Annotated in this window: 17 protein-coding genes; 2 read left to right on the top strand and 15 right to left on the bottom strand. The window is 48.5% G+C overall.

The genetic code is table 11. The annotated features are described in order from the left end of the window. Nucleotides 1–41: 41 nt before the first annotated feature. From C0068_RS18350 to C0068_RS18330, 5 genes are all read right to left on the bottom strand, one after another. Nucleotides 42–1,715 carry a sensor domain-containing protein gene (locus C0068_RS18350; protein WP_103685923.1) on the bottom strand — a complete coding sequence of 558 codons (1,674 nt, stop codon included), beginning with the start codon at nucleotides 1,713–1,715 and terminating at the stop codon, nucleotides 42–44. Nucleotides 1,716–1,723: 8 nt separating this feature from the next. Then, nucleotides 1,724–2,947, bottom strand: coding sequence for a sensor histidine kinase (locus C0068_RS18345; RefSeq protein WP_103685922.1), 1,224 nt, complete (start codon nucleotides 2,945–2,947; stop codon nucleotides 1,724–1,726). Next, nucleotides 2,947–3,927 (bottom strand): DUF3369 domain-containing protein, encoded by a 981-nt coding sequence (locus C0068_RS18340; RefSeq protein ID WP_103685921.1) that lies wholly within the window; start codon nucleotides 3,925–3,927, stop codon nucleotides 2,947–2,949. The genes C0068_RS18345 and C0068_RS18340 overlap by 1 nt, the downstream gene beginning before the upstream one ends. Further along, the gene (locus C0068_RS18335; protein ID WP_146047927.1) at nucleotides 3,920–5,368 is read right to left on the bottom strand and encodes a sensor histidine kinase; all 1,449 of its coding nucleotides are present in this window, start codon (nucleotides 5,366–5,368) and stop codon (nucleotides 3,920–3,922) included. Before C0068_RS18335 ends, C0068_RS18340 begins: the two co-directional genes overlap by 8 nt. Nucleotides 5,369–5,682: 314 nt before the next feature. Continuing rightward, nucleotides 5,683–7,050, bottom strand: a complete 1,368-nt coding sequence (locus tag C0068_RS18330; protein ID WP_103685919.1) for an ABC1 kinase family protein — start codon at nucleotides 7,048–7,050, stop codon at nucleotides 5,683–5,685. 223 nt (nucleotides 7,051–7,273) lie between these two features. Here C0068_RS18330 and C0068_RS18325 point away from each other — a divergent pair, with 223 nt between their 5' ends. Next, nucleotides 7,274–8,116, top strand: a complete 843-nt coding sequence (locus C0068_RS18325) for an acetoacetate decarboxylase family protein (protein WP_103685918.1) — start codon at nucleotides 7,274–7,276, stop codon at nucleotides 8,114–8,116. A gap of 12 nt (nucleotides 8,117–8,128) precedes the next feature. On the opposite strand, the gene C0068_RS18320 is transcribed toward C0068_RS18325, so the two are convergent. The 8 genes from C0068_RS18320 to C0068_RS18285 form a co-directional block, all read right to left on the bottom strand. Beyond that, on the bottom strand, nucleotides 8,129–8,791 hold the full coding sequence (locus tag C0068_RS18320; protein ID WP_103685917.1) for a MarC family protein: 663 nt from the start codon (nucleotides 8,789–8,791) through the stop codon (nucleotides 8,129–8,131). Next, a complete protein-coding gene (locus C0068_RS18315) occupies nucleotides 8,791–9,816 on the bottom strand; it encodes a quinone-dependent dihydroorotate dehydrogenase (protein ID WP_103685916.1) in 1,026 nt (341 codons plus the stop codon). The genes C0068_RS18320 and C0068_RS18315 overlap by 1 nt, the downstream gene beginning before the upstream one ends. 89 nt (nucleotides 9,817–9,905) lie before the next feature. Next, entirely contained in the window at nucleotides 9,906–10,538 is a 633-nt protein-coding gene (locus C0068_RS18310) for a phosphoadenosine phosphosulfate reductase domain-containing protein (protein WP_103685943.1), read from the bottom strand. A 238-nt stretch (nucleotides 10,539–10,776) separates the two neighbouring features. Beyond that, nucleotides 10,777–13,440 (bottom strand): aminopeptidase N, encoded by a 2,664-nt coding sequence (gene pepN, locus C0068_RS18305; protein WP_103685915.1) that lies wholly within the window; start codon nucleotides 13,438–13,440, stop codon nucleotides 10,777–10,779. A 15-nt stretch (nucleotides 13,441–13,455) separates the two neighbouring features. Then, entirely contained in the window at nucleotides 13,456–14,298 is an 843-nt protein-coding gene (locus C0068_RS18300; RefSeq protein WP_233208863.1) for a DUF2797 domain-containing protein, read from the bottom strand. Between the two features lie 3 nt (nucleotides 14,299–14,301). After that, complete coding sequence (locus C0068_RS18295) at nucleotides 14,302–14,580, bottom strand: YeaC family protein (RefSeq protein ID WP_103685914.1); 279 nt, start codon at nucleotides 14,578–14,580, stop codon at nucleotides 14,302–14,304. Nucleotides 14,581–14,642: 62 nt separating this feature from the next. Next, nucleotides 14,643–15,494 carry a rhomboid family intramembrane serine protease gene (locus C0068_RS18290; RefSeq protein ID WP_103685913.1) on the bottom strand — a complete coding sequence of 284 codons (852 nt, stop codon included), beginning with the start codon at nucleotides 15,492–15,494 and terminating at the stop codon, nucleotides 14,643–14,645. Beyond that, complete coding sequence (locus tag C0068_RS18285; protein ID WP_103685912.1) at nucleotides 15,487–16,380, bottom strand: NAD(+) kinase; 894 nt, start codon at nucleotides 16,378–16,380, stop codon at nucleotides 15,487–15,489. The genes C0068_RS18290 and C0068_RS18285 overlap by 8 nt, the downstream gene beginning before the upstream one ends. Before the next feature lie 180 nt (nucleotides 16,381–16,560). Here C0068_RS18285 and C0068_RS18280 point away from each other — a divergent pair, with 180 nt between their 5' ends. Further along, nucleotides 16,561–17,412, top strand: a complete 852-nt coding sequence (locus tag C0068_RS18280) for a DUF1853 family protein (RefSeq protein WP_158250027.1) — start codon at nucleotides 16,561–16,563, stop codon at nucleotides 17,410–17,412. Between the two features lie 6 nt (nucleotides 17,413–17,418). Here the strand turns inward: C0068_RS18280 and C0068_RS18275 are convergent, their stop codons facing one another. Together C0068_RS18275 and C0068_RS18270 are read right to left on the bottom strand one after the other, a co-directional pair. Beyond that, the gene (locus C0068_RS18275; RefSeq protein ID WP_103685910.1) at nucleotides 17,419–18,288 is read right to left on the bottom strand and encodes a 1-aminocyclopropane-1-carboxylate deaminase/D-cysteine desulfhydrase; all 870 of its coding nucleotides are present in this window, start codon (nucleotides 18,286–18,288) and stop codon (nucleotides 17,419–17,421) included. 27 nt (nucleotides 18,289–18,315) lie between these two features. Beyond that, nucleotides 18,316–19,653, bottom strand: coding sequence for a hypothetical protein (locus C0068_RS18270; protein ID WP_146047926.1), 1,338 nt, complete (start codon nucleotides 19,651–19,653; stop codon nucleotides 18,316–18,318). Nucleotides 19,654–19,679 lie beyond the last annotated feature (26 nt).

Raw genomic sequence — 19,679 nt, 5'->3', positions numbered from 1 at the left:
CGAGAGCAAAATACTAGGCCTAGTATTTTAGAATGGTGATGCTATGCACTGACAGCCGCTATATCAACGAGATCTTTAGGCCTACCGTGTAAATACCCCTGAGCATAATCAACACCCAAGCTTTGTAGTTGATCAAACACCTCCTGGCGCTCTACAAACTCCGCAATAGTGCGCTTACCGAGGACGTGACTAATGTCATTGATGGAGCGTACCATTGCTTCATGTACGGGGTTTTTATCCATATCATGTACAAACAAACCATCGATCTTTACAAAATCAACGGGCAATTCCTGCAGGTAACCAAAGGATGACATGCCGGTTCCAAAATCATCTAGCGCAAACTTTCCGCCTAGCTCATGCACGCGATGTATAAACCGAGTCACCACAGAAAAATTTGTAATGGCTACTGTTTCGGTAATTTCAAAACAAATAATTTCAGGATTCACATTGCCTCTGCGCAGACAGCGGTATACAAACTCAAGAAAAGATTCCTGACATAAAGACTGGCCAGAGATATTAATAGAGTACATCACGTTGCTGGTATTGAGATCAGAATTTCTCTGCACGTAATTAAAGAAGTTTTTTATTACCCAGCGATCTATTTGTGGCATTAAACCAAATCGTTCCGCAGCGGGCATAAACTGACCTGGCCGTAACATCTCACCGTTATAGCGCATACGAACAAGGATTTCGTTATAAATCGTAGTGCGATTATCCTCATCGACTAAGGGCAATATTCGCTCTGTGACTAGGCAAAAATCATCCTCAGCCAAGGCCTTGTTGATACGATGCACCCAGTCCATATCGTCATGTAAACGACTGAGCTTTTTATTATTGGTGTCATACATATGCACCCTGCCGCGACCTTCCTCTTTGGCTGAGTACATCGCCACGTCGGCCTGACTCATAACCCGCTCGCGGTCTTGGGTGTTCTCATCTATCAACACCACACCAATACTTATCGACGCCTTATGGGATATCCCACTCCATGAAAAAGACATGCGCCTTACCGCTTTAATGAGGCGATTGGCAACGGAGCGCGCTTCAAAGCTATCGATATTACTCAGCAGCACACCAAATTCATCGCCACCGAGCCGACATAGCATATCGCCAACAAAAAGCTCAGCATTAAGACATTCAGCGATACTTTTGATTAAGTTATCGCCGGCGCCATGACCGCTTGTATCATTAATCAACTTAAACTGATCAATGTCGATATATAACAAGGCGTGGGTTCTAGAGCTAGCCGAGGCATCGTTTACAAGATTTTCTAGGCGTCGTTCAAACTCCTGCCGCCCCATCAACTCTGTCAGTGGGTCTAAATGATCTTTCACAGCGGCATGAGTTTTCGCAATACCGCTGCATTCGAAAATAGACACACTACGGCCGACTATGGCCTCCTTGTCATCGTAAATATTCGTCACCGAAGCCGTATAACGATTGTTACTATTGTGGGGAAGAATAAGCTCAATATTAGAGGCATCTTCAGTATTTTGGGCAAGCACGTCTGAGAATGGACATTCACTAGATTCAACAATAAAGGGCAGAAACTCGCCTAAGTTTAGGCCCACCGCGTACTCGCAATCACTTAACTCAATTGCCGCAGCATTGGCATAGCTAATCCGCCCAGCTGCGTCTACACAAACAAGAGGTTGCCCTAGACTATTTAATATCCATTCGATATCGAGGACTGTGGTTTCAGCATTTTCTGACATTCGCTAAATCACTCCGACAAGGGAATAGTAAAGTAGAACGTAGAGCCTTTACCTAGCTCAGATTCAAGCCAAATTTTCCCGCCGTGCCAACGGACAATTTTTTCACAAATCGCCAAGCCCACACCCGAGTCACCTGTAGCATCGTCGCTTTGATCACGATGGAATAAATTAAATAAGCCACTGTGATTCTCTGGACTAATCCCCATTCCCGTATCGCTAACCGAGAACAGCCAATTTCGTTCATGGGTCATCGCATTTATATAAATTTCAGGTTCGTGACCCTCTGTAAAACGAATGGCATTGCTAATGAGGTTTTTAAACAACTGCATTAATTGGCGACGACAGGCAAAAACCGTCGGCAGGGTTTCGCAATGAAGCTTAGCGTGGCTGGATTGAAAGGCATTATCTAAATCGACCAACACATCGCTAATTATCGAATTGCAGTCAACCATCTCCCTGCTTTCATTAAAGCGACCAACCGAGGTTAGCGCGACCAACTTATTTAAAGCTGACTGCATTAAATAGACATTGTCACGCACGTCCATAAATTCTTCTGCCAAACTAGGCGGCGACATAGTTTGAATCTGACCGCCGATTCTTCGCACTGCAGATACCACATCATTCAGCGGCATTTGTAGATCTCTTGCAGCCAAGTGAGAAAGTTGCTCTATTTCATTTACCAAACCAATGAGCTGATGACGACTACGCGCCAAAGCGACAAGGTCACGGTAAGATGACAAAGCCGTATAAATAACCGAAAACAGGCGATCTTGGGTCAACTCTGTTTTCGCCCTGTAATCGTTAATATCATAGACTTTTAATACACGGCGCTCGGGTGCCAAACCTGGCTGACCGGTTCGCAAAATGATTCTGACAAAGTGATTACCAAGCTCTTGCCGAATATATCTTGCCACTTCTAAACCGGCATCATCGGTTTCCATCACCACGTCGAGAAGTATGATCGCTGTGTCGGGATTTTCTTTAATTAGAGTGCGCGCCTGTTGCCCAGAATACGCACTGACAAACTCCAAGTGACGCCCACCAAAATTAAAGTCATGCAGCGCCAAGCGAGTTACCACATGAATTTCTTCTTCATCGTCAACAATGAGGATCTTCCATGTTTTATTCTCTGCCGCTGTATTTTGAGTAAGCATCACAGCTTGTTCGCTAGCCAGCATTAACTCGTCATTTTCAGCCATTTTTTGTGGCACCTTATTTTGTGAATCCGTCATTATTGGCCACCCTCCAGCATTGCAATTGTTTCGTGCGCGATAGCCACATTTTTAACAAATAGCTCAATCATCATAATATCGGGAACCGAAAAGACATCTCTTGCCGACACATACAAAATCTGTTCTAAACCCGATTTAGTAACGTAGTAACTTACCCAATAATTGTCACCGTAGTTACTTTTCTTATGCTGTAGTACGTATTTAATTCGCTCCGCCATTTCTTCATCAAAGTTAGTGAAATCGACCTCACCCTGACATTGCTTGAATTTACCTATGCCCGCCAATATACGAAGCCTTTCAATGCCTGAGCGAGCTAACAAACCAGAGGCATTAATCAACACTGCATCATTGCCTAAGTACAGCAAGCCAGTTAGCTGTTCTAAAACCCCCTCTGAAAATGCAGAAATATCTCTACTCTCAAAAATTTTCGCCGATGACTCAATAACCTTAATTAGACCTTTTCTATTAATTTCTAGAGCGGTCAAATCGCTATAAGAACGCAGACTGGTATACACCACAGAGAATAATCGCTGCCGCGTTAACTCGGTCTTTTCTTTATAGTCATTAATATCATATTTAGTAATGACTTCCTGCTCTAGAGAATCACCGGGTTGCCCAGTACGCATAATAATACGTACAAATTTATTCTTTAGCTCATGACGAATATAGTGCACCAGATCCAAACCTGCACGATCTGTTTCCATCACAACGTCTAACAGAATAACGGCTATATCATTGTGCTCCCGCAGAACTTCGCGGGCCTCAGCCCCCGAATAGGCGCTTAGAAATTCTAAACCACGACCACCTAGGTCAAAGCTGTCTAGGGCAAGATGTGTCACTGCATGCACAATTTCTTCGTCATCAACAATCAGCAGTTTCCACGGTTCAACACTATGGCCAAAATTCGCGTGAGGTGAATCTGGAGCTAGTTGCAAGCCATCGCTTTCGCCATTTGCAGTCTGGTGCTGTAAATCATTCATTCGAAATTACCTTGCCGACATCTTTGGGTAGAAATAAACTAATTGTCGTGCCGTGATCGAGCCGACTTTCAATTTCTACATTTCCACATAATTGCTGAGTTACTAGGTTATACACAATGTGCAGACCTAAACCACTACCGCCGCCAGTGCGATTGGTCGTATAGAATGGATCCCACACTCGACTAATATTCTCTGGCAAAATACCTTTACCGTCATCGCTGTAGCGTATGCAAATCTCACCTTTTGCGTTCTCACTCACTTCTATAGACAAGCAACCGGCTTCATCTTCGTCATAGGCGTGAGTTATCGAGTTCATCACGAAATTCGCCACAATTTGCGAAAGCGCCCCCGGGAAAGAACTAATTTCTATATCGACTGGGCAGATCAACTCACTGCGTAAATTGGTTTTCCGCAGCTGCGGATTCAAGCTCACTAAAACCTGACTCAAATAATCATTCAAATTTATATTTCGAACTTCGCTATTGCTTTGATCAACAGCAATTTGCTTGAAACTTTGTATTAAACTTGCGGCGCGCTCTAAATTGCCTAGGATAATTTCGGCCGCTGACGTGGCGTGACTGATATATTGCTTTAGGGCCGAGTTTGTCAGCTCGCCGCGCTCATACTTGGCGCCAACACTGCGTGTACTTTCAATTAGCGTTGAAGCTGCAGTTACCCCAACGCCAACAGGAGTATTAATTTCGTGAGCAACCCCAGCTACTAAGCCCCCAAGTGAGGCCATCTTTTCATTGTTTATTAATTGCTGCTGTGTCGTCTTAAGGCGCTGCAAGGTTGAACTTAGTTCGCGATTACTGATATCGACTTCTCGGACTCTCACCTCCAGCTCGCGGCGCGCCCTAACGAGATCTTGATTACGAACTTCGATATCAGAAATCATATCGTTAAAGGCCTGGGACAATTCTCCTAGCACATCCTTGGAGTTGACCGTAGCGCGGATTGCGTAATCTCTGGTTTCTACCATCGACTTAATCACAGCAAGCAAATGGTAGACCGGCGCCATAACACGGCGCGTTGCGGTATGCGCAAACCACCAAGCTAGACTTAAGCAAACCCCTAACATCAGCAGCCATGCAAACAATGCAAAATAATTCCTGCTTGCTTGCTGCGATTTAACAATCAGGGGGATTGATAGCAACTCACCCTCCTCGGTTCGCCACAAAATAACTTTATTAGCGCTTAATGCTTCGCTGTCTATCAGCTCTGGACATTCCACATTAGATTTTGCAGACGAATCTTGATTTAGTGATTCGGCGACGCCGCTGCCCACGGTGTAGAAACAAAGATCATCTACGCCATTGTTAGCATTTTTAAGGTAAGCGCCCATAAGAAACACCAACACAAAACACAGCAATGTATTGCCTGCAAAAATAGCCCTTAATTTCTTGGCAACGGGCATTGTGCTAGTGGCTTGTGCAAGCACAAGCGAGCGTCCAGTTCGTCATATTCCATACCCCCGACAAAGCAGCATCAACATCTGCGCTATCAATGCGTGTGTACCTTCCGTGTATACGCGGAAAATCTATAAGCAGACTTTAGCGGCAAACTGCATCGACAAGAATAGTGTGATCTACCTACTGAAATACGGCAGAAATAGAGGTTTTAGCAGCAGAAATACTGGCAATTTGAGGTGACTTACACGGTGGCGGTAGCGGAACGCCCCGCTATCGCCACCAGAGTACAGACATTTACGTTGAAAAAGCTAGGGAGTCATGAATAGGCGCTCATGTTTACGCCTTAATGTAGATAGAAATCGACGCGCTCATCTTGGAAAATATCGGCACCCGGTGCCAATAATTCCATATAGCGATCGAAGTAGAGGAACTGCTTCAGCAACATTGTAAAGGCGCGGGGAAAGCGAATACCGTATTTTCTAGCGATGTCCCCCAACTCACTTAATAGCGCGTTGATACCGTCGCCTTGACGATTCTCTAATACCCGCTGGGGGTCTAGGGAATTAAGTCCCTCAAATAGACTTTGTATATCATGCATTAAGGCATCAACATCGACCTTGTCGCGGGTAATACCCACGCTCACCATCGACTCCGCCATTAGACGGTAATTTTGTTCACTGATGGCCATAAACAAACTAAAAATAGCTTGCCAAGCTTCAGGCTGTATCCGACCTACCATGCCAAAATCGATGAAGCCGACTTTACCATCCGGCATAATCATCAAATTTCCACTATGTAAGTCAGCGTGGAAAAATGGGCACTGGGTCAGGCTCGCGAACCACGTGTTTAGCGCATTAAACAAGCTACTTGCGGGGTCAAATTCGCCCTTACTCATCGCCATTTCATTGGTGAGGGCCACACCATAAAAGCGCTCCATAGTGAGCACCTTCGCACCCGAGGCATTGGTATATGGCTTGGGCGCGACCACCACCTCATTGCCGCTATCACTAAGAAATTTACGGAATTGACGAAGATTGTCGGCTTCTTTAAGAAAGTCACATTCATCAATCATCGACTGATACATTTCCTCAACCAAACCTGCCACCGCGTCTTTATCGGTATTCGGCAAAATCAGTTCGAATAAACGAATCAACAAATATACTGCGTTCATATCGGTGGTAAGAATTGCCTGTACGCCAGGCTTTTGAACCTTTACAACCACATCCTCGCCGCTTAGCAATGTTGCCGCATGAACCTGCGCGATAGACGCGGATGCCAGCGCAGACTCGTCGATTGATGAAAAAACAGCCGATATGGGCTGCCCCAAGTCTTGCTCAATAATTTGACGAATTTTACTAAAGGGCAATGAGGGAGTTTGATCTAAACAATGCTGAAACTCATCCACGTATTCCTTGGGAAATATAGACGGCGAACTGGCGATAAACTGCCCAAACTTAATGTAGGTCGCCCCCAAGGTCTCGAATAACTCTCGTAACTCCTTAGGCGTGGGCTGACGCCGTTGCAACAACCATTTTATCGCGCGGGGATAGAGCGCCACCGTCGTTTGCAGAACTCGCCAAGAACCTCTTACCCCAAATTCCGCCATACTGATTCTGCGGCCAGAGGTGTCGCTGGCGGCACTTAGCCCCCGCCCTTTGGAGGCAGCAAGCAAGATTCTGTCTTTCACGCGGGCAGATATAATATTCGCCATTTCACTTTTCCCTAGATTGCGACGCAGCTTCGCAAGAAAATCACACCCATAAATTGAGGCCTCAGTACTCCGCCCCCGTAGATGCCGAGGGCGTAATAGCTAATGCAATACTTAGACCTTATTCGCTCAGGCCAAGTTACGCCATTGTAATCAGCCTTTATTCAACATTGGGTTACACTATCATTACCATCGAGCCGCACATAATAAAAAGGAGGCAACTCGAATGCAGAATACCGCCATTATATGTCAGGAAGAGCCCGTTCCCGGTGACACCGGTAAAGAAATTACCGATGAGCACTGCACAAAAGTCAGCTCCCAGTCTTACAAAATAGCCGGCAAAGATATTACGCTTCCCGTCAATGTTGGCGCCGCCGCCATGTTAATGAACATCTTTGTGGTCGATGCCAAGAAAGCCCAGCAGCTTATCGCTGATAGTGGCTTCAAGGTTGTTGAAATCTGGCCAGGCAAAGCACTCATGCAATTACTGGGCGTTGATTATCAGCAGAATGATTTGGGCGATTACAATGAAGCCGCCATTGTATTCCCTGTAACCACACCAGAAGAAAGCAAGCCACTCCCAGTCATTGGTTCGGCCCTGCGAATGGCCAAAGGTTCACTGAGCAGTTACGTGTACCGCATGCCAGTAAACCAAGGTTTTACCACCCATGCTGGCCGCTTTATTTGGGGATTTCCAAAATGGGTTACTGAGGTGGATATTCAGTTCGCTCCCAAGACCGCCGCAGCCACCTTCAATGACGATGGCGAGCTGGTATTTTCCATTCATGCCGCAACAGGGGGGAAGTCTCGAGCCAAACCGCAAGCTGCACCGTCTTTAGCGATACGAAATGGTCTAGCATGGAAAACGATAGGCACCACCGAAGGCGAAGGGCTCACCTTTAAGCTGGGAGGCCGCGTGCCAGACATTGGTGAAACCCACCCATTGGCCGTCACGCTGCGGGACTTAGGCCTACCTAAAAAACCGCTGTGTACAATTTCGATGCGAAAGGCAGTTATGCAATTTGCAGGGCCGGAATCCGTCCCGATAGGTCAGCCCTTTAGCTCCTAGCTAGCGGCATAATTAACCTACTACGCCGCTGGGTATCAAGCCGCTCTGCGCAATGCCGTCAAATAAGAATTGCATTGCCAGAGCGCAGAGCAACACACCAAAAACGCGGCTGATCATATGCATGCCCGTCACTCCCAGCCAGTTTTGCAAGCGGCTAGCCAGCAGCAGTGACAATAAAGTCATCACCAATACTAATAGCAGGGAGATAATAACAGCTCCCTGCTCTAGAAAATCTCCGTCGGCGTGGGCCATTAATAATATCACCGCGCCTATTGCACCAGGCCCCGCTATAAGTGGCGTCGCTAAGGGGAATACCGCAATATCGCTGCGCTCTTCTGCTTCTAGGTCTTCGTCGCTGGTGGTGGTAGTAGCACCACTGCCCTTCACTGTTACCAGATCAATACCTATTAACAGCAGTAGCACGCCACCCGCTGCGCGCAAGGCCGCCAGCGAAATCCCCATGACATTGAGAATGAACTCACCAAGCAAAGCAAAGGCCAATAAAATAGCGCCGGCTATCAAGACTCCGCGCACAGCGGTGTGACGGCGTTTTTTTGCTGAAACGCCGCTGGTCAAAGCCGCGAACATTGCCGCCACATCAATAGGACCAATAGTCGCAAAAAAGGTCGCCAGGGAAACGCTAAACGCTTCTATAAGTGCGCTATCGAGAGCCATTAGGCCGCCTCTTGTTTGGCAATGGCTGCAGCAGCTTCTGCAATCAATGCCGGTCCACGATAAATAAAGCCAGTATAAATTTGTACCAATGATGCGCCAGCCGCGATTTTTTCAGCAGCAGATTCGCCATCGCTAATACCGCCAACGCCAATAATGGGCAAACGGCCCTGTAGGGCATCTGCCAAAATGCGAATCACCTTTGTTGAGCTATCCCGCACTGGCTTACCACTTAAACCACCCGCCTCCTCGCCGTGGGCTAAGCCTGCCACCGCGTCGCGAGCAATGGTGGTATTAGTGGCAATCACGCCGTCGATGCCCTGCTCTACAAACACCTCGGCAACTCGACGAATATCATCCTCAGCCATATCGGGCGCGATTTTTACCGCCATTGGTACATAGCGACCGTATTGCTCAGCCAAGGCTAATTGCGCCGCTTTTAAGGCGGCAAGCAAATCTATTAGCGGCTGCCCGAATTGTAAATCCCGCAATCCCGGCGTATTCGGTGACGACAAATTCACCGTTACATAGCTCGCATGGGGATAAACAGCGCGCAGGCCGAGCAAATAATCATCTACCGCGTTTTCTGCCGGCGTGTCTTTATTCTTGCCGATATTGATCCCTAAGACACCCTTGAACTTGCTGGCCTTCACCTGTTCAAGTAAATGATCTAACCCTAAATTATTAAATCCCATGCGATTAATAATCGCCTCTGCCTCAGGCAGGCGAAATAAACGCGGCTGTGGATTACCCGGCTGTGCCTTTGGGGTCACCGTGCCCACTTCTATAAAGCCAAAACCAAGGGCTGACAAACCATTGATATGTTTTGCGTCTTTATCTAAACCCGCCGCCAAACCCACCGGATTAGGGAATTCAATCCCCATCACTGTGCGCGGTGCCGACGCCACGGGCTTAGCAAACAGACCACTCAAACCGCATTTTTGCAGCAGTGACACCGACGCTAAAGATAGGTGATGGGAGGTTTCTGTGGGGAGGCAAAATAATATACGGCGTAATACAGAATACATGGCGAAAGACCTTAACTCAGAAGCGGCAGGATACCGAAAACAAGGGAGACGAGAAAGGTATGTTGGCCAGCCAAGACCGGCCACATCATTTAGGCGGAGGTGTGCAAACCGCACTCGCGGTTTTCTGCCACCTTGGTTGGGTCAAAATAATGCTTGGCAGAAGGCAATTTGTGCTCAGCCATAAACGCCGCAACATCGGCCTCGTTCCAGTAAAAAATTGGCGCAACCTTTAATATACCGCGACCATCCCAAGACAATATGTCTAAATTCTGGCGGAATGCGGTTTCTTCTTTGCGAATACCCGTCACCCAAATTTGAGGGGCTAAATCAGCAAAGGCGCGGTTAAAGGGCTCCAGTTTTACCTGCCGAGTAAATTCCTTGTGCAGCTCGGGATTGTCATCTGGGTGTGGAATCCCCCCCATGATGGCGTTGCGGTGCTCAGCGGTAATTTCTGGGATGTATAATTTTAAATTTGGTTTAAGCAACTTGATTAACTGCTCCGCCACCCGATAGGTATCAGGCACGTTATAGCCGCTGTCAGCCCAAACCACGGGCATATCTGGCGCCACATCGGTAATCAGCTTCAACATGACTGCGGCATTTGGCGCAAAACTAGTAGACCCCATCATTGGCACGCCCTGCGACACCGCCCACCGAATAATATCGGCAGCCGACTTATGGCGAAGCTCTGCGTTTAATGAGTTTAGGTCTAAATCTTTCATTTTCATCAGTTCAGTACTAATCAGGCCGCAACTGTATCACAACACTGCCTAAAACAGGAATAAATTCTTTAAAATCATACGCTTATAACTTAAGCATATATTGTTATAACAAATTGAATATCTATTCCAAGCAAATTCTGAGCGAGCGCTTTGACTATTTGGGGATGCAAATTGGCACTACCGCAAGCAATTGCGCCCAGCACCCTGAACAGCTCAAGGCATTGGGCATACTCTTCAACTAGGAATAGTCCTGCAGACTTTTCGAGACCACCTCATACACATCGCTAGACAGTTCTGGTTCTGCTAAAACCCGCTGCAATTCAGCGCGCATCAGCTGCTGAGCCGCCGGCAAATATTTACGCCATTTGGTTAGCGGCACCAGCAAACGCGAGGCAATTTGCGGATTGCTGCGATTGAGTACCAGTACCTGATCTGCCAAGAATCGATAACCGGCGCCATCTTCACGGTGGAAATTAACCCCGTTCTGACCACAGAAGGCACCGATCAAGGCGCGTACCTTATTGGGGTTGCGAATATCAAAGGCTGGATGAGACATAAGCCCCTGCACGGTTTCCAAGGTACCCGCTAAACGACACATTGCCTGCACTTGGAACCACTGATTAATAACCAAGGGCTCGTGCTGCCATTGCTGATAAAACAGCTGAAGCGCCTTGGCCTTGTAATCCGATTCGCTATTAACAAGATAGGTGAGTGCCGCCAAACGATCGGTCATATTGCCGCTGTTTTCAAACTGCTTAATCGCCAGCGCAGTAAATTGCTCCTCATTCAGCAACATCAACAACGAGAGCGCAGTGTTCTTTAAGCTACGGCGTGCAATTTGTTCGGCATTGGCGGCATATTCTTCGTCGCTCTCACAGCGCGAATAACAAGCACTTAACTCCTCACGTAGTGCGGTGGCGAGGACTTTGCGCAGCGCCTCTCGGGCATGATGAATACCGTGAACATCTACCGGATGGATAATCTCCGCCAAGTAAGCCTCAGACGGCAGCTGCAACATGAGTGCAACCATCGCGGCATCTAGGGAGGTATCTGCCAAAAGCTCGCGGCAAGCATTGATGTACTCAACATCAGGGCACACTTCCTGCCCCGCTGCGATCGCAGTGATTGCGCGTTTTATTTCTGCCAGCCCCAATTGCTGACTCGCATCCCAGCGACAGAAACCGTCGCTATCACTGCGCATAAGGCGTAATAATTGGTCGCGGCTATAATCAAAGTCCAGTTTTACCGGCGCCGAAAAACCTCGCAATAAGCTGGGTACGGGCTCTTCTTGAATATTGCTAAATACAAAACTTTGCTCCGGCTGCCTTACGCTCAACACTAATTCAGTATTGTCAGCAGTCTCGGTATTTGGCTCGGCATCTACTAGCTGCAAAGGCAGCTGCCCCGCCTCACCAATTAAGGCAAGGGCAAGGGGAATATGGAACGGCGCTTTTTCTGCTTGCCCTGGCGTTGCTGGGCAAGATTGCTTAACAGTCAGAGTATAGCTTTGCGCTTGTGCGTCGTAACGACCGCTAATATTTAATCGCGGTGTTCCCGCTTGAGAATACCAATTGCGGAATTGTTTTAGATCGATACCGCTGGCATCTTCCATCGCCAACACAAAATCTTCACAGGTCACGGCTTGGCCGTCGTGACGTTCAAAATACAAATCGCTACCTTTGCGGAACAACTCCGGCCCTAACAAGGTGTGAATCATACGCACCACTTCCGCGCCTTTTTCATATACCGTTACCGTGTAGAAATTTGAGATTTCAATGAAGGAATCGGGGCGAATAGGATGCGCCATTGGGCCGGCGTCTTCAGCGAATTGGGCAGTGCGCAACAGGGTTACATCTTCAACCCGCTTCACCGTGGGCGAGCCCATATCGGAAGAAAACTCAGCGTCGCGAAATACCGTAAATCCTTCTTTCAAACTTAGTTGAAACCAGTCTCTGCAGGTAACGCGGTTGCCCGACCAGTTATGGAAGTACTCGTGAGCAACAACCCCTTCCACACGCTGGAAGCCGGCATCGGTGGTAGTTTCTGGTTTTGCCAACACACAGGAGGTATTAAAAATATTGAGGCTTTTGTTTTCCATTGCCCCCATATTGAAGTCATCAACGGCAACGATATTAAAAATATCTAAATCGTATTCCCGGCCATAAACCTCTTCGTCCCAACGCATGGCATTCTTTAAGGACAGCATCGCGTGGTCACATTTATCGAGGTCTTTTTCCTCAACATAAATTTTAAGATCGACGCTGCGACCGCTAAGGGTGACAAACTGATCTTCCACCACCGACAGCTTGCCCGCAACTAAAGCGAACAGATAGGCCGGTTTAGGAAAGGGATCTTGCCATACAGTTTTGTGCAAGCCATCGGGTAACTGCTCTGTGGCAACAAGATTACCGTTTGAGAGCAATACCGGATAACGCGATTGATCGGCAATAATTTCTACGGTAAACACCGACATCACATCGGGGCGGTCTAAATAATAGGTGATTTTTCTAAAACCTTCGGCCTCACACTGGGTGCAAAACATACCGCTAGATTTATAAAGGCCTTCTAGCGAGGTATTGTCCTGCGGGCGAATTCGGGTTTCACAGCGCAAGCTAAACGACGCCGGCACATTGGCAATCGTTAGTTGCTCACCGCTTTGCGACCACTCATCATCACTTAAGCGGCGACCATCAATCGACAAGGAAATCAGTTCAAGCTCGGTGCCGTGTAGCTGCAACGGCGCATCTTGAATGTCTGATTCTGGATTGCGTCGCAATTCAAGAACTGAACGCACAATGCTGCTGGCCTCACCTAATTCAAAGCTCAGCGAAGTGCTGTCAATTAAGAATTCTGGAACACGGTAATCACTTAAATATATGGTACTAGGCTGCGCGTCGCGCATGGAACAACTCCTGAATCACAATGATTCACTGCTTAATTCAATATGGTATCCGGCGTATTTACGAATATTAATTACGCCAGTGTCAAAAATTAGATACTGGGCTTTAATGCCGAGCAAAGTACCTTCAATTATGGGATCTTTATCAAGATTGAAGGACTTAACCTTTACGGGATATGTTTCAACCGGAAAGCGAATATTCTGCACCGCAACATCGTTAATCGGCTGAATTGCCTGTATGCCATGACGCTCTTGTAGCTCGCTAATTCCCGACTTGCAAAGCGCGGTAAGCTCGTCTCGGCGCGCGGCCAAATCCACCTCGCCAGGCTCGCCCTTTAACATAGCCTGCCAACTGGTTTTGTCAGCGACATGGGCCTTAAATAAGGTTTCTATCAAGCCGGACTGCAGGCGATTACTCACCCGAAATATTGGCAAGGCCGCAACTGCGCCCTGATCTATCCAGCGGGTAGGCACTTGAGTGCCACGGGTAATGCCAACCTTCACACCTGAAGAATTTGCCAAGTACACAATATGATCGATCAGGCAGTGGCTTTCGCCCCATTCTGGCTCCCGGCAAGTGCCTTCAAAATAGTGGCATTTTTCAGGACTAACAATGCAGCTATCGCACTGCGCCAAACGCTGAAAACAGGGGTAGCAATAGCCCTGATTAAAACTCTTTTTGGTCAAGCGCCCACAGTGCACGCAATTGATTTGCTGACGAAACTCCATGCGTAGCGAGCTGCCAATTAAGGCGTTCATATCCACCAACTCATCACCAATGGGCATGCTGTACATAGCAAGCTCATCGGCCAAACGGGTTTTCATTTTTGCGACGGGGCCGACCAAACTAGACAGGCTCATTAATTACTCCGCCCATTTCAAGATTTGATCTTGATCTGCACCGTCATGACTGTGGTCGTCACCGCAGACTTCACCTTCCGCCTTGCTGCCACGGTCAATATAGCCAACACGCTCATGCTCAGCATTGGTTTTTAAATCATAGGCTATAACACCCGCCATACAATGTTCGCGCTGCTCTACCGTTAACACCCGACCATCTGGCCACTTGCCAATTTCTACCGCGCGCTTAAGCCCTTCATATATTGCAGGGGTAATATTGTCGACCAACTGCTCAAAATCCATCACTACTCTCACTATTCATCTGCCACCCGCCTTACAAGGCAGCCAGCGATTATATACCAAACTTATAGGGGCTTGCGGTCGAGCAATGCCGCCGCCGCACCCAAGACAAGACCCAACACCAGACCACTCACATGAGCGGTGTTCGCCACCGAGCCAACACCGAGCAATTCAGTAAAACCGGCAATACACAGCAGCAGCCATACCACCATCACCACCGCTACTCCCTTGGCCAAGGGGAAGGCTTGAGAAGGCCGCAATTTATTCCAAATAACGATATAACCCAGCAGGCCGTAGATCACACCGGACATCCCGCCAAATAGCGAGACGCTGCTCATGGCCTGCGCGATATTAGAACCAGCCGCAACTAACACAAAAATACCAAACACCCGCACAGCGCCTTGCCGGCGTTCAATCATGCCGCCCAACTCCCAGAGCCAGAGACTGTTGAACACAATATGCATTACACCAAAGTGTAAAAAGGCCGGCGTAATCACTCGCCACAACTGCCCCACCGGCCAATCGCCTCGCAGCGTACCGTCTACAATATAAAGCTGATAAAAACTCAAATACGGCAGATATTGATAATTGCGATCAAGCACCGGAAGCAAAGCACCCAGCAAGCTTAATACCAGCAAAATAGCGACAACGGGCACGCTGAAGAAACGCTTATACCAAACGGTTTGAGGTGGCACCTCGCGGGGTTCAACTGCGGCTACTACAAGCTCCGGATCCCCTGCCTGCAGGCGCGCATAAAGAGCCTTAACCTGCTCAGCATGATGCTCCGAGGCCACCCAAACCACCTGCATACCGCGTTCTTCTGCAATGCGATGCGGCACCGAACTTTGCCAAAGCAAGAGCGAAAACCGTTCTAAATTTGCACTTAATGGCAGACGCAAGCCCACTACTTCAGCCATCTGAATCCTCTTTTCCAATATGTGCACCCCAGCCTAATTTATCGCGGCAGCTTGCATAAAAACTGTGATCTAAAGGATGCACCAAACGCAGTTGGTGGGGCTTTTTGCGCACATAAATTACGTCGCCGGGCTGAGAGGTGATTTTCACTTGGCCGTCGCAGGTAACCGGCGGTTTAACGACGTTATTGCGGCCAACGACCATTTTAATCTCGCTCTTGCCGTCGATCACAATCGGTCGACTACTGAGGGTGTGGGGAAACATGGGAACAATAGCGATCGCGTCTAAGCGCGGATGCATAATCGGCCCACCCGCCGATAAAGAGTAGGCGGTTGACCCAGTAGGCGTGGCAATAATCAAACCGTCGGAGCGCTGGCGGTAGACAAACTCACCGTCAATAAATAACTCAAACTCCATCATATGACCAGATGTACCAGAGTTAAGTACAACGTCATTTAGTGCATCACCACGTCCAACAGCGGAGCCATCTCTTAGCACCTCGACGTCGAGTAAGAAACGTTTCTCCAAACGGTATTGGCCATCTAATACCGCGCCAACCTGACTTTCAATTTCATCTGGCGAGATATCGGTTAAAAACCCAAGACGCCCTCGGTTTACTCCCAGCACTGGGGCATTGTGTCTGGCCAAGGTTCTTGCCGCACCGAGCAAACTACCGTCGCCGCCGACCACAATAATCAGATCACAAACTTCGCCAATCATCCGGCGAGAGCTCACCCGTAAACTGTGCTCAGGAAGTAATTCAGACACGGCTTCGTCGAGCACTACGCCAAGTTCACGCGCCAGCAAAAAATCGAGAAGGCGCTTTAGGGTCTCAGCAACGCCATTGCCTTCCCGCCCTATCACACCTATATTGCGAAACTGTTCCATAATACCTGCTGCCGATTCTCAGGCGATTATTATACTAAAAGCGTGGACGTTTGGATGCCAAGCGGGAGTTTGGAGCATAATAACGTCAAGTCGCAAGCAAAACTCCGTAGTTTTCTGGCATGATCGGCCACGTTAACTACATAATTAATTCGAGGAGCCAGTCCAATCACCGCCGCCACATTGCCAGCATTTCGCTCTCCACTCATTCGCGCATTAGCATGGAGTTGCTTTAGCGAAACCTTGATTAATGAAATCACTACGGCAACAGCGGTGATCCACAAGCCCCATCTCCCCCTTACGCCAAAAAGGCTGAATTGGTTGACGGCCTTAGATACGAACGACGCGCCCCTTAAAACCTATTTAGACACCCACTGCAAAAGCACAAGATTAGGTTTGGTATTTGAAAGCCTGTGGCATTTCTTTCTGCAAGAAGACCCCGACACCGAACTGATTGCGCACAATATTCCCGTACGAGACGGCAAACGAACCCTAGGGGAATTTGACCTTATTTATTATTGCCGAATGTCACAGCGCTACATTCATCTCGAACTCGCGGTAAAGTTCTTCCTAGGTATACCTAATCGGCATACAGCGCCGGGGCTGGATCAATGGTATGGCCCAAACCGCGCAGATCGATTAGACCGCAAACTCGCCCGCCTCACCCAGCACCAATTACCCCTTGCTCACACCGATGCAGGGCAAGCGGTAATTGCCCAACTGGGCATTGATCACCTTGATCAAGAACTACAGGTAAACGGCATATTGTTCCATGCCAATACCGACAATGCCCCTTACCCCTCACTAAATAGCGAACACCAGCGCGGCGATTGGCTCTCGCTAAGCGCGTTTCAAACAGCCCAAGAACAAGAAAGATGGCGCTATATAGAAAAGCCAAGCTGGCTCGGCGCCGAATACCAAACAGCAACACCGCTGGAGAACAAACACTTACAGATGGCCGCGCATAAACCCATTATGTTAATCAATAACAAACAGCAGCGACGTTTTCTGGTAGCCGACGACTGGGCAGACTAAGCCGCTCTACAAACCAAAACCGCGCCGCCCCTGCAAACCGCCAGTGTGAATAAGCAACACCTTACCACCTTCGTCGAACTCACGATTATCGACCATATACTGAAGCGCATAACTGGCTTTTGCGGTATAAACCGGATCGAGCAAAACACCATACCGCTGCTCAAATAGCTGCATATACTCCGCCATATGCGACGGCAAACGGGCGTAAGCGCCGCCGTGAAAGCGGTGATCCAAACACCAATTATTTCTGTCGCCGCCGAGCTCGGCCAATAAACCGCAAATGTCCTCGGCCATGAATTTCTCAGCCTTTAACACCGGAATACCGATGACACTTACCCCAGCTGCGATTTTTGACGCCACCCCCGCCAAACTTGTACCGGTGCCACAGGCCAATACGACCGCCGTATAGTCGCGCCCAGAATCGGGAAGCAAATCGACAATAGCGCCACAACCGCCTGCCCCCAACACATTGGCACCACCCTCCGGAATGACATAGGAATTAGGGTACTCTGCTGCAAGCTCGGCAATAAACTCCGCGTCATGGCGGCGACGGTACTCACTCCGACTTAAAAAATGCAGCGCCATACCCCAGCCCACCGCATCGAGCAAAGTGGGCGAAAGTTCAGCATCTGCATCAGCCCGCACACAAGCTATGGTCTCAATACCTTCGGCGCGACCAACTGCAGCTAAAGCGTGGAGATGATTAGAATAGGCGCCGCCAAAGCTAATGACACGTGTCTTTCCCTGTCTACGGGCGGCATTTAAATTCGGCAATAATTTAAACCATTTATTGCCAGAGGCAAGCTCGTGATGAAGATCTAATCTCAGCACATCGACAGCGACATTCTGAGCAGAGGTGTACAAATGCTGGATCATTGAATTTCTTCTAGAGCATACAATCGGTCACGATAGACCTGAGTCGCTATGATGTTGGCAGCGGTCGCTCTCACCGGGCCGAAATAACATTGGCCGCATCACTTTCTTTATCGGCTGACCACAATATTGCATATCGTCATCGGTAGCACGACATATAGGCAGACGATAATGCGCCAACCAATCGCGATACTCAGCACTAGACACCTCACACCGTGATGCGACATATGCTACTGGATCGCGGAGATACCTAGGCATTTCATCTTGCGCAATCACCAAATGCTCAACCCCAGGATGGTAGGCAACAAAGACAACCCCTTTTTCGACCATAGTTTTTAAGAGCTTATCGTCGCTACCTATCATCAGTGCGCGATTTTTCTCCCGCAGGCTACTGAGCTCGCCGCGCAGCTCAACAATCTCTGTGGCCCGCTGGTATAACTCCCGCTCCCGCTTATGCAAGGCCTCCTCTAAGGAGATCGACTGGGTATGTAAACGACGCTCCAAGTCCTCAGCGTATGATTTACGAAGCTCTAACATTTGGCGCTCAGAATCCTGACCACCTTTAATGACTAAGGCCTCCAGCTCCTGCGTTTTTTCCTGCATCAAGCGCTGCTGGCGATCTAAATGCCCTTGAAGCTCCTGCTCGGTTTTTAGCAACTCATCCAATTTGGCTTTTTGCTGTTGTATAAGTGCTTCTCGCTCTCGAAGCTGACGAGTAAAACCTTCCGCCTGAGCCTCTAAAGCACTATTAAATGATTCTGCTTGCGCCGCCAAGGTGAGTTTCTCGGCATGACGAGCGGCGCGTAATTTCTGCCGATAACGGCGATGAAATACGGGCGCTGACGGCAAACTTGCAGGGGACGATACACCTTGCGTCGACAGCTTCTTGTCGGCAGCTTTAAAAAAATTGGCAACATTCCCGGCGCCAGCCCTCTGCTTGCCACGTTCTTCGACGATGATCCCCAAACGATTTCGCATCACCGCCGTACTTATTTGATTAAACGTGCCGGCATCGGGATCCCAAAGCTGGCGCCTATACCAAGCAACTGGACAGGCGCTGCGGCAAGCAACGCGGATCGGCCCTGCACCTAAACCCGGCCCAAAACTGGCATGGTCTAGCAAATGTCGAAGTGGAATATTCCAGTGACCGGCGACCCTGCCGCGACTGTCAAAGCTGATACTGAAAAGAACAAGGCCAAGGACGCTAAGCTTGTCATCTATTTGAACAAACGCCGCACGAAGTTCGGAATTGGCAAAATCTGGAATGCCAACCACGTCATCTAGCACCGCCTCAAACTCGACGAAAAACATTTCCTTCACCACAGCATGGTCGCTGAAGAAAATAACCGCCTCTCTTAAGCCTCCCAAATAAACCTCCCCTGCGCACGATTATG

The organism is Zhongshania marina (genome assembly GCF_002915595.1).
GTDB classification, from domain to species: domain Bacteria; phylum Pseudomonadota; class Gammaproteobacteria; order Pseudomonadales; family Spongiibacteraceae; genus Spongiibacter; species Spongiibacter marinus_B.
The sequence above is the reverse complement of the archived record's forward strand: the minus strand, read 5'-3'. Positions and strand labels throughout refer to the sequence as shown.

Coding starts and splice junctions, on each gene's coding strand:
- C0068_RS18350 (WP_103685923.1), bottom strand. CDS start 1,715: ATGTCAGAAAATGCTGAAACCACAGTCCTCGATATCGAATGGATATTA.
- C0068_RS18345 (WP_103685922.1), bottom strand. CDS start 2,947: ATGACGGATTCACAAAATAAGGTGCCACAAAAAATGGCTGAAAATGAC.
- C0068_RS18340 (WP_103685921.1), bottom strand. CDS start 3,927: ATGAATGATTTACAGCACCAGACTGCAAATGGCGAAAGCGATGGCTTG.
- C0068_RS18330 (WP_103685919.1), bottom strand. CDS start 7,050: ATGGCGAATATTATATCTGCCCGCGTGAAAGACAGAATCTTGCTTGCT.
- C0068_RS18325 (WP_103685918.1), top strand. CDS start 7,274: ATGCAGAATACCGCCATTATATGTCAGGAAGAGCCCGTTCCCGGTGAC.
- C0068_RS18320 (WP_103685917.1), bottom strand. CDS start 8,791: ATGGCTCTCGATAGCGCACTTATAGAAGCGTTTAGCGTTTCCCTGGCG.
- C0068_RS18315 (WP_103685916.1), bottom strand. CDS start 9,816: ATGTATTCTGTATTACGCCGTATATTATTTTGCCTCCCCACAGAAACC.
- C0068_RS18310 (WP_103685943.1), bottom strand. CDS start 10,538: ATGAAAGATTTAGACCTAAACTCATTAAACGCAGAGCTTCGCCATAAG.
- pepN (WP_103685915.1), bottom strand. CDS start 13,440: ATGCGCGACGCGCAGCCTAGTACCATATATTTAAGTGATTACCGTGTT.
- C0068_RS18300 (WP_233208863.1), bottom strand. CDS start 14,298: ATGAGCCTGTCTAGTTTGGTCGGCCCCGTCGCAAAAATGAAAACCCGT.
- C0068_RS18295 (WP_103685914.1), bottom strand. CDS start 14,580: ATGGATTTTGAGCAGTTGGTCGACAATATTACCCCTGCAATATATGAA.
- C0068_RS18290 (WP_103685913.1), bottom strand. CDS start 15,494: ATGGCTGAAGTAGTGGGCTTGCGTCTGCCATTAAGTGCAAATTTAGAA.
- C0068_RS18285 (WP_103685912.1), bottom strand. CDS start 16,380: ATGGAACAGTTTCGCAATATAGGTGTGATAGGGCGGGAAGGCAATGGC.
- C0068_RS18275 (WP_103685910.1), bottom strand. CDS start 18,288: ATGATCCAGCATTTGTACACCTCTGCTCAGAATGTCGCTGTCGATGTG.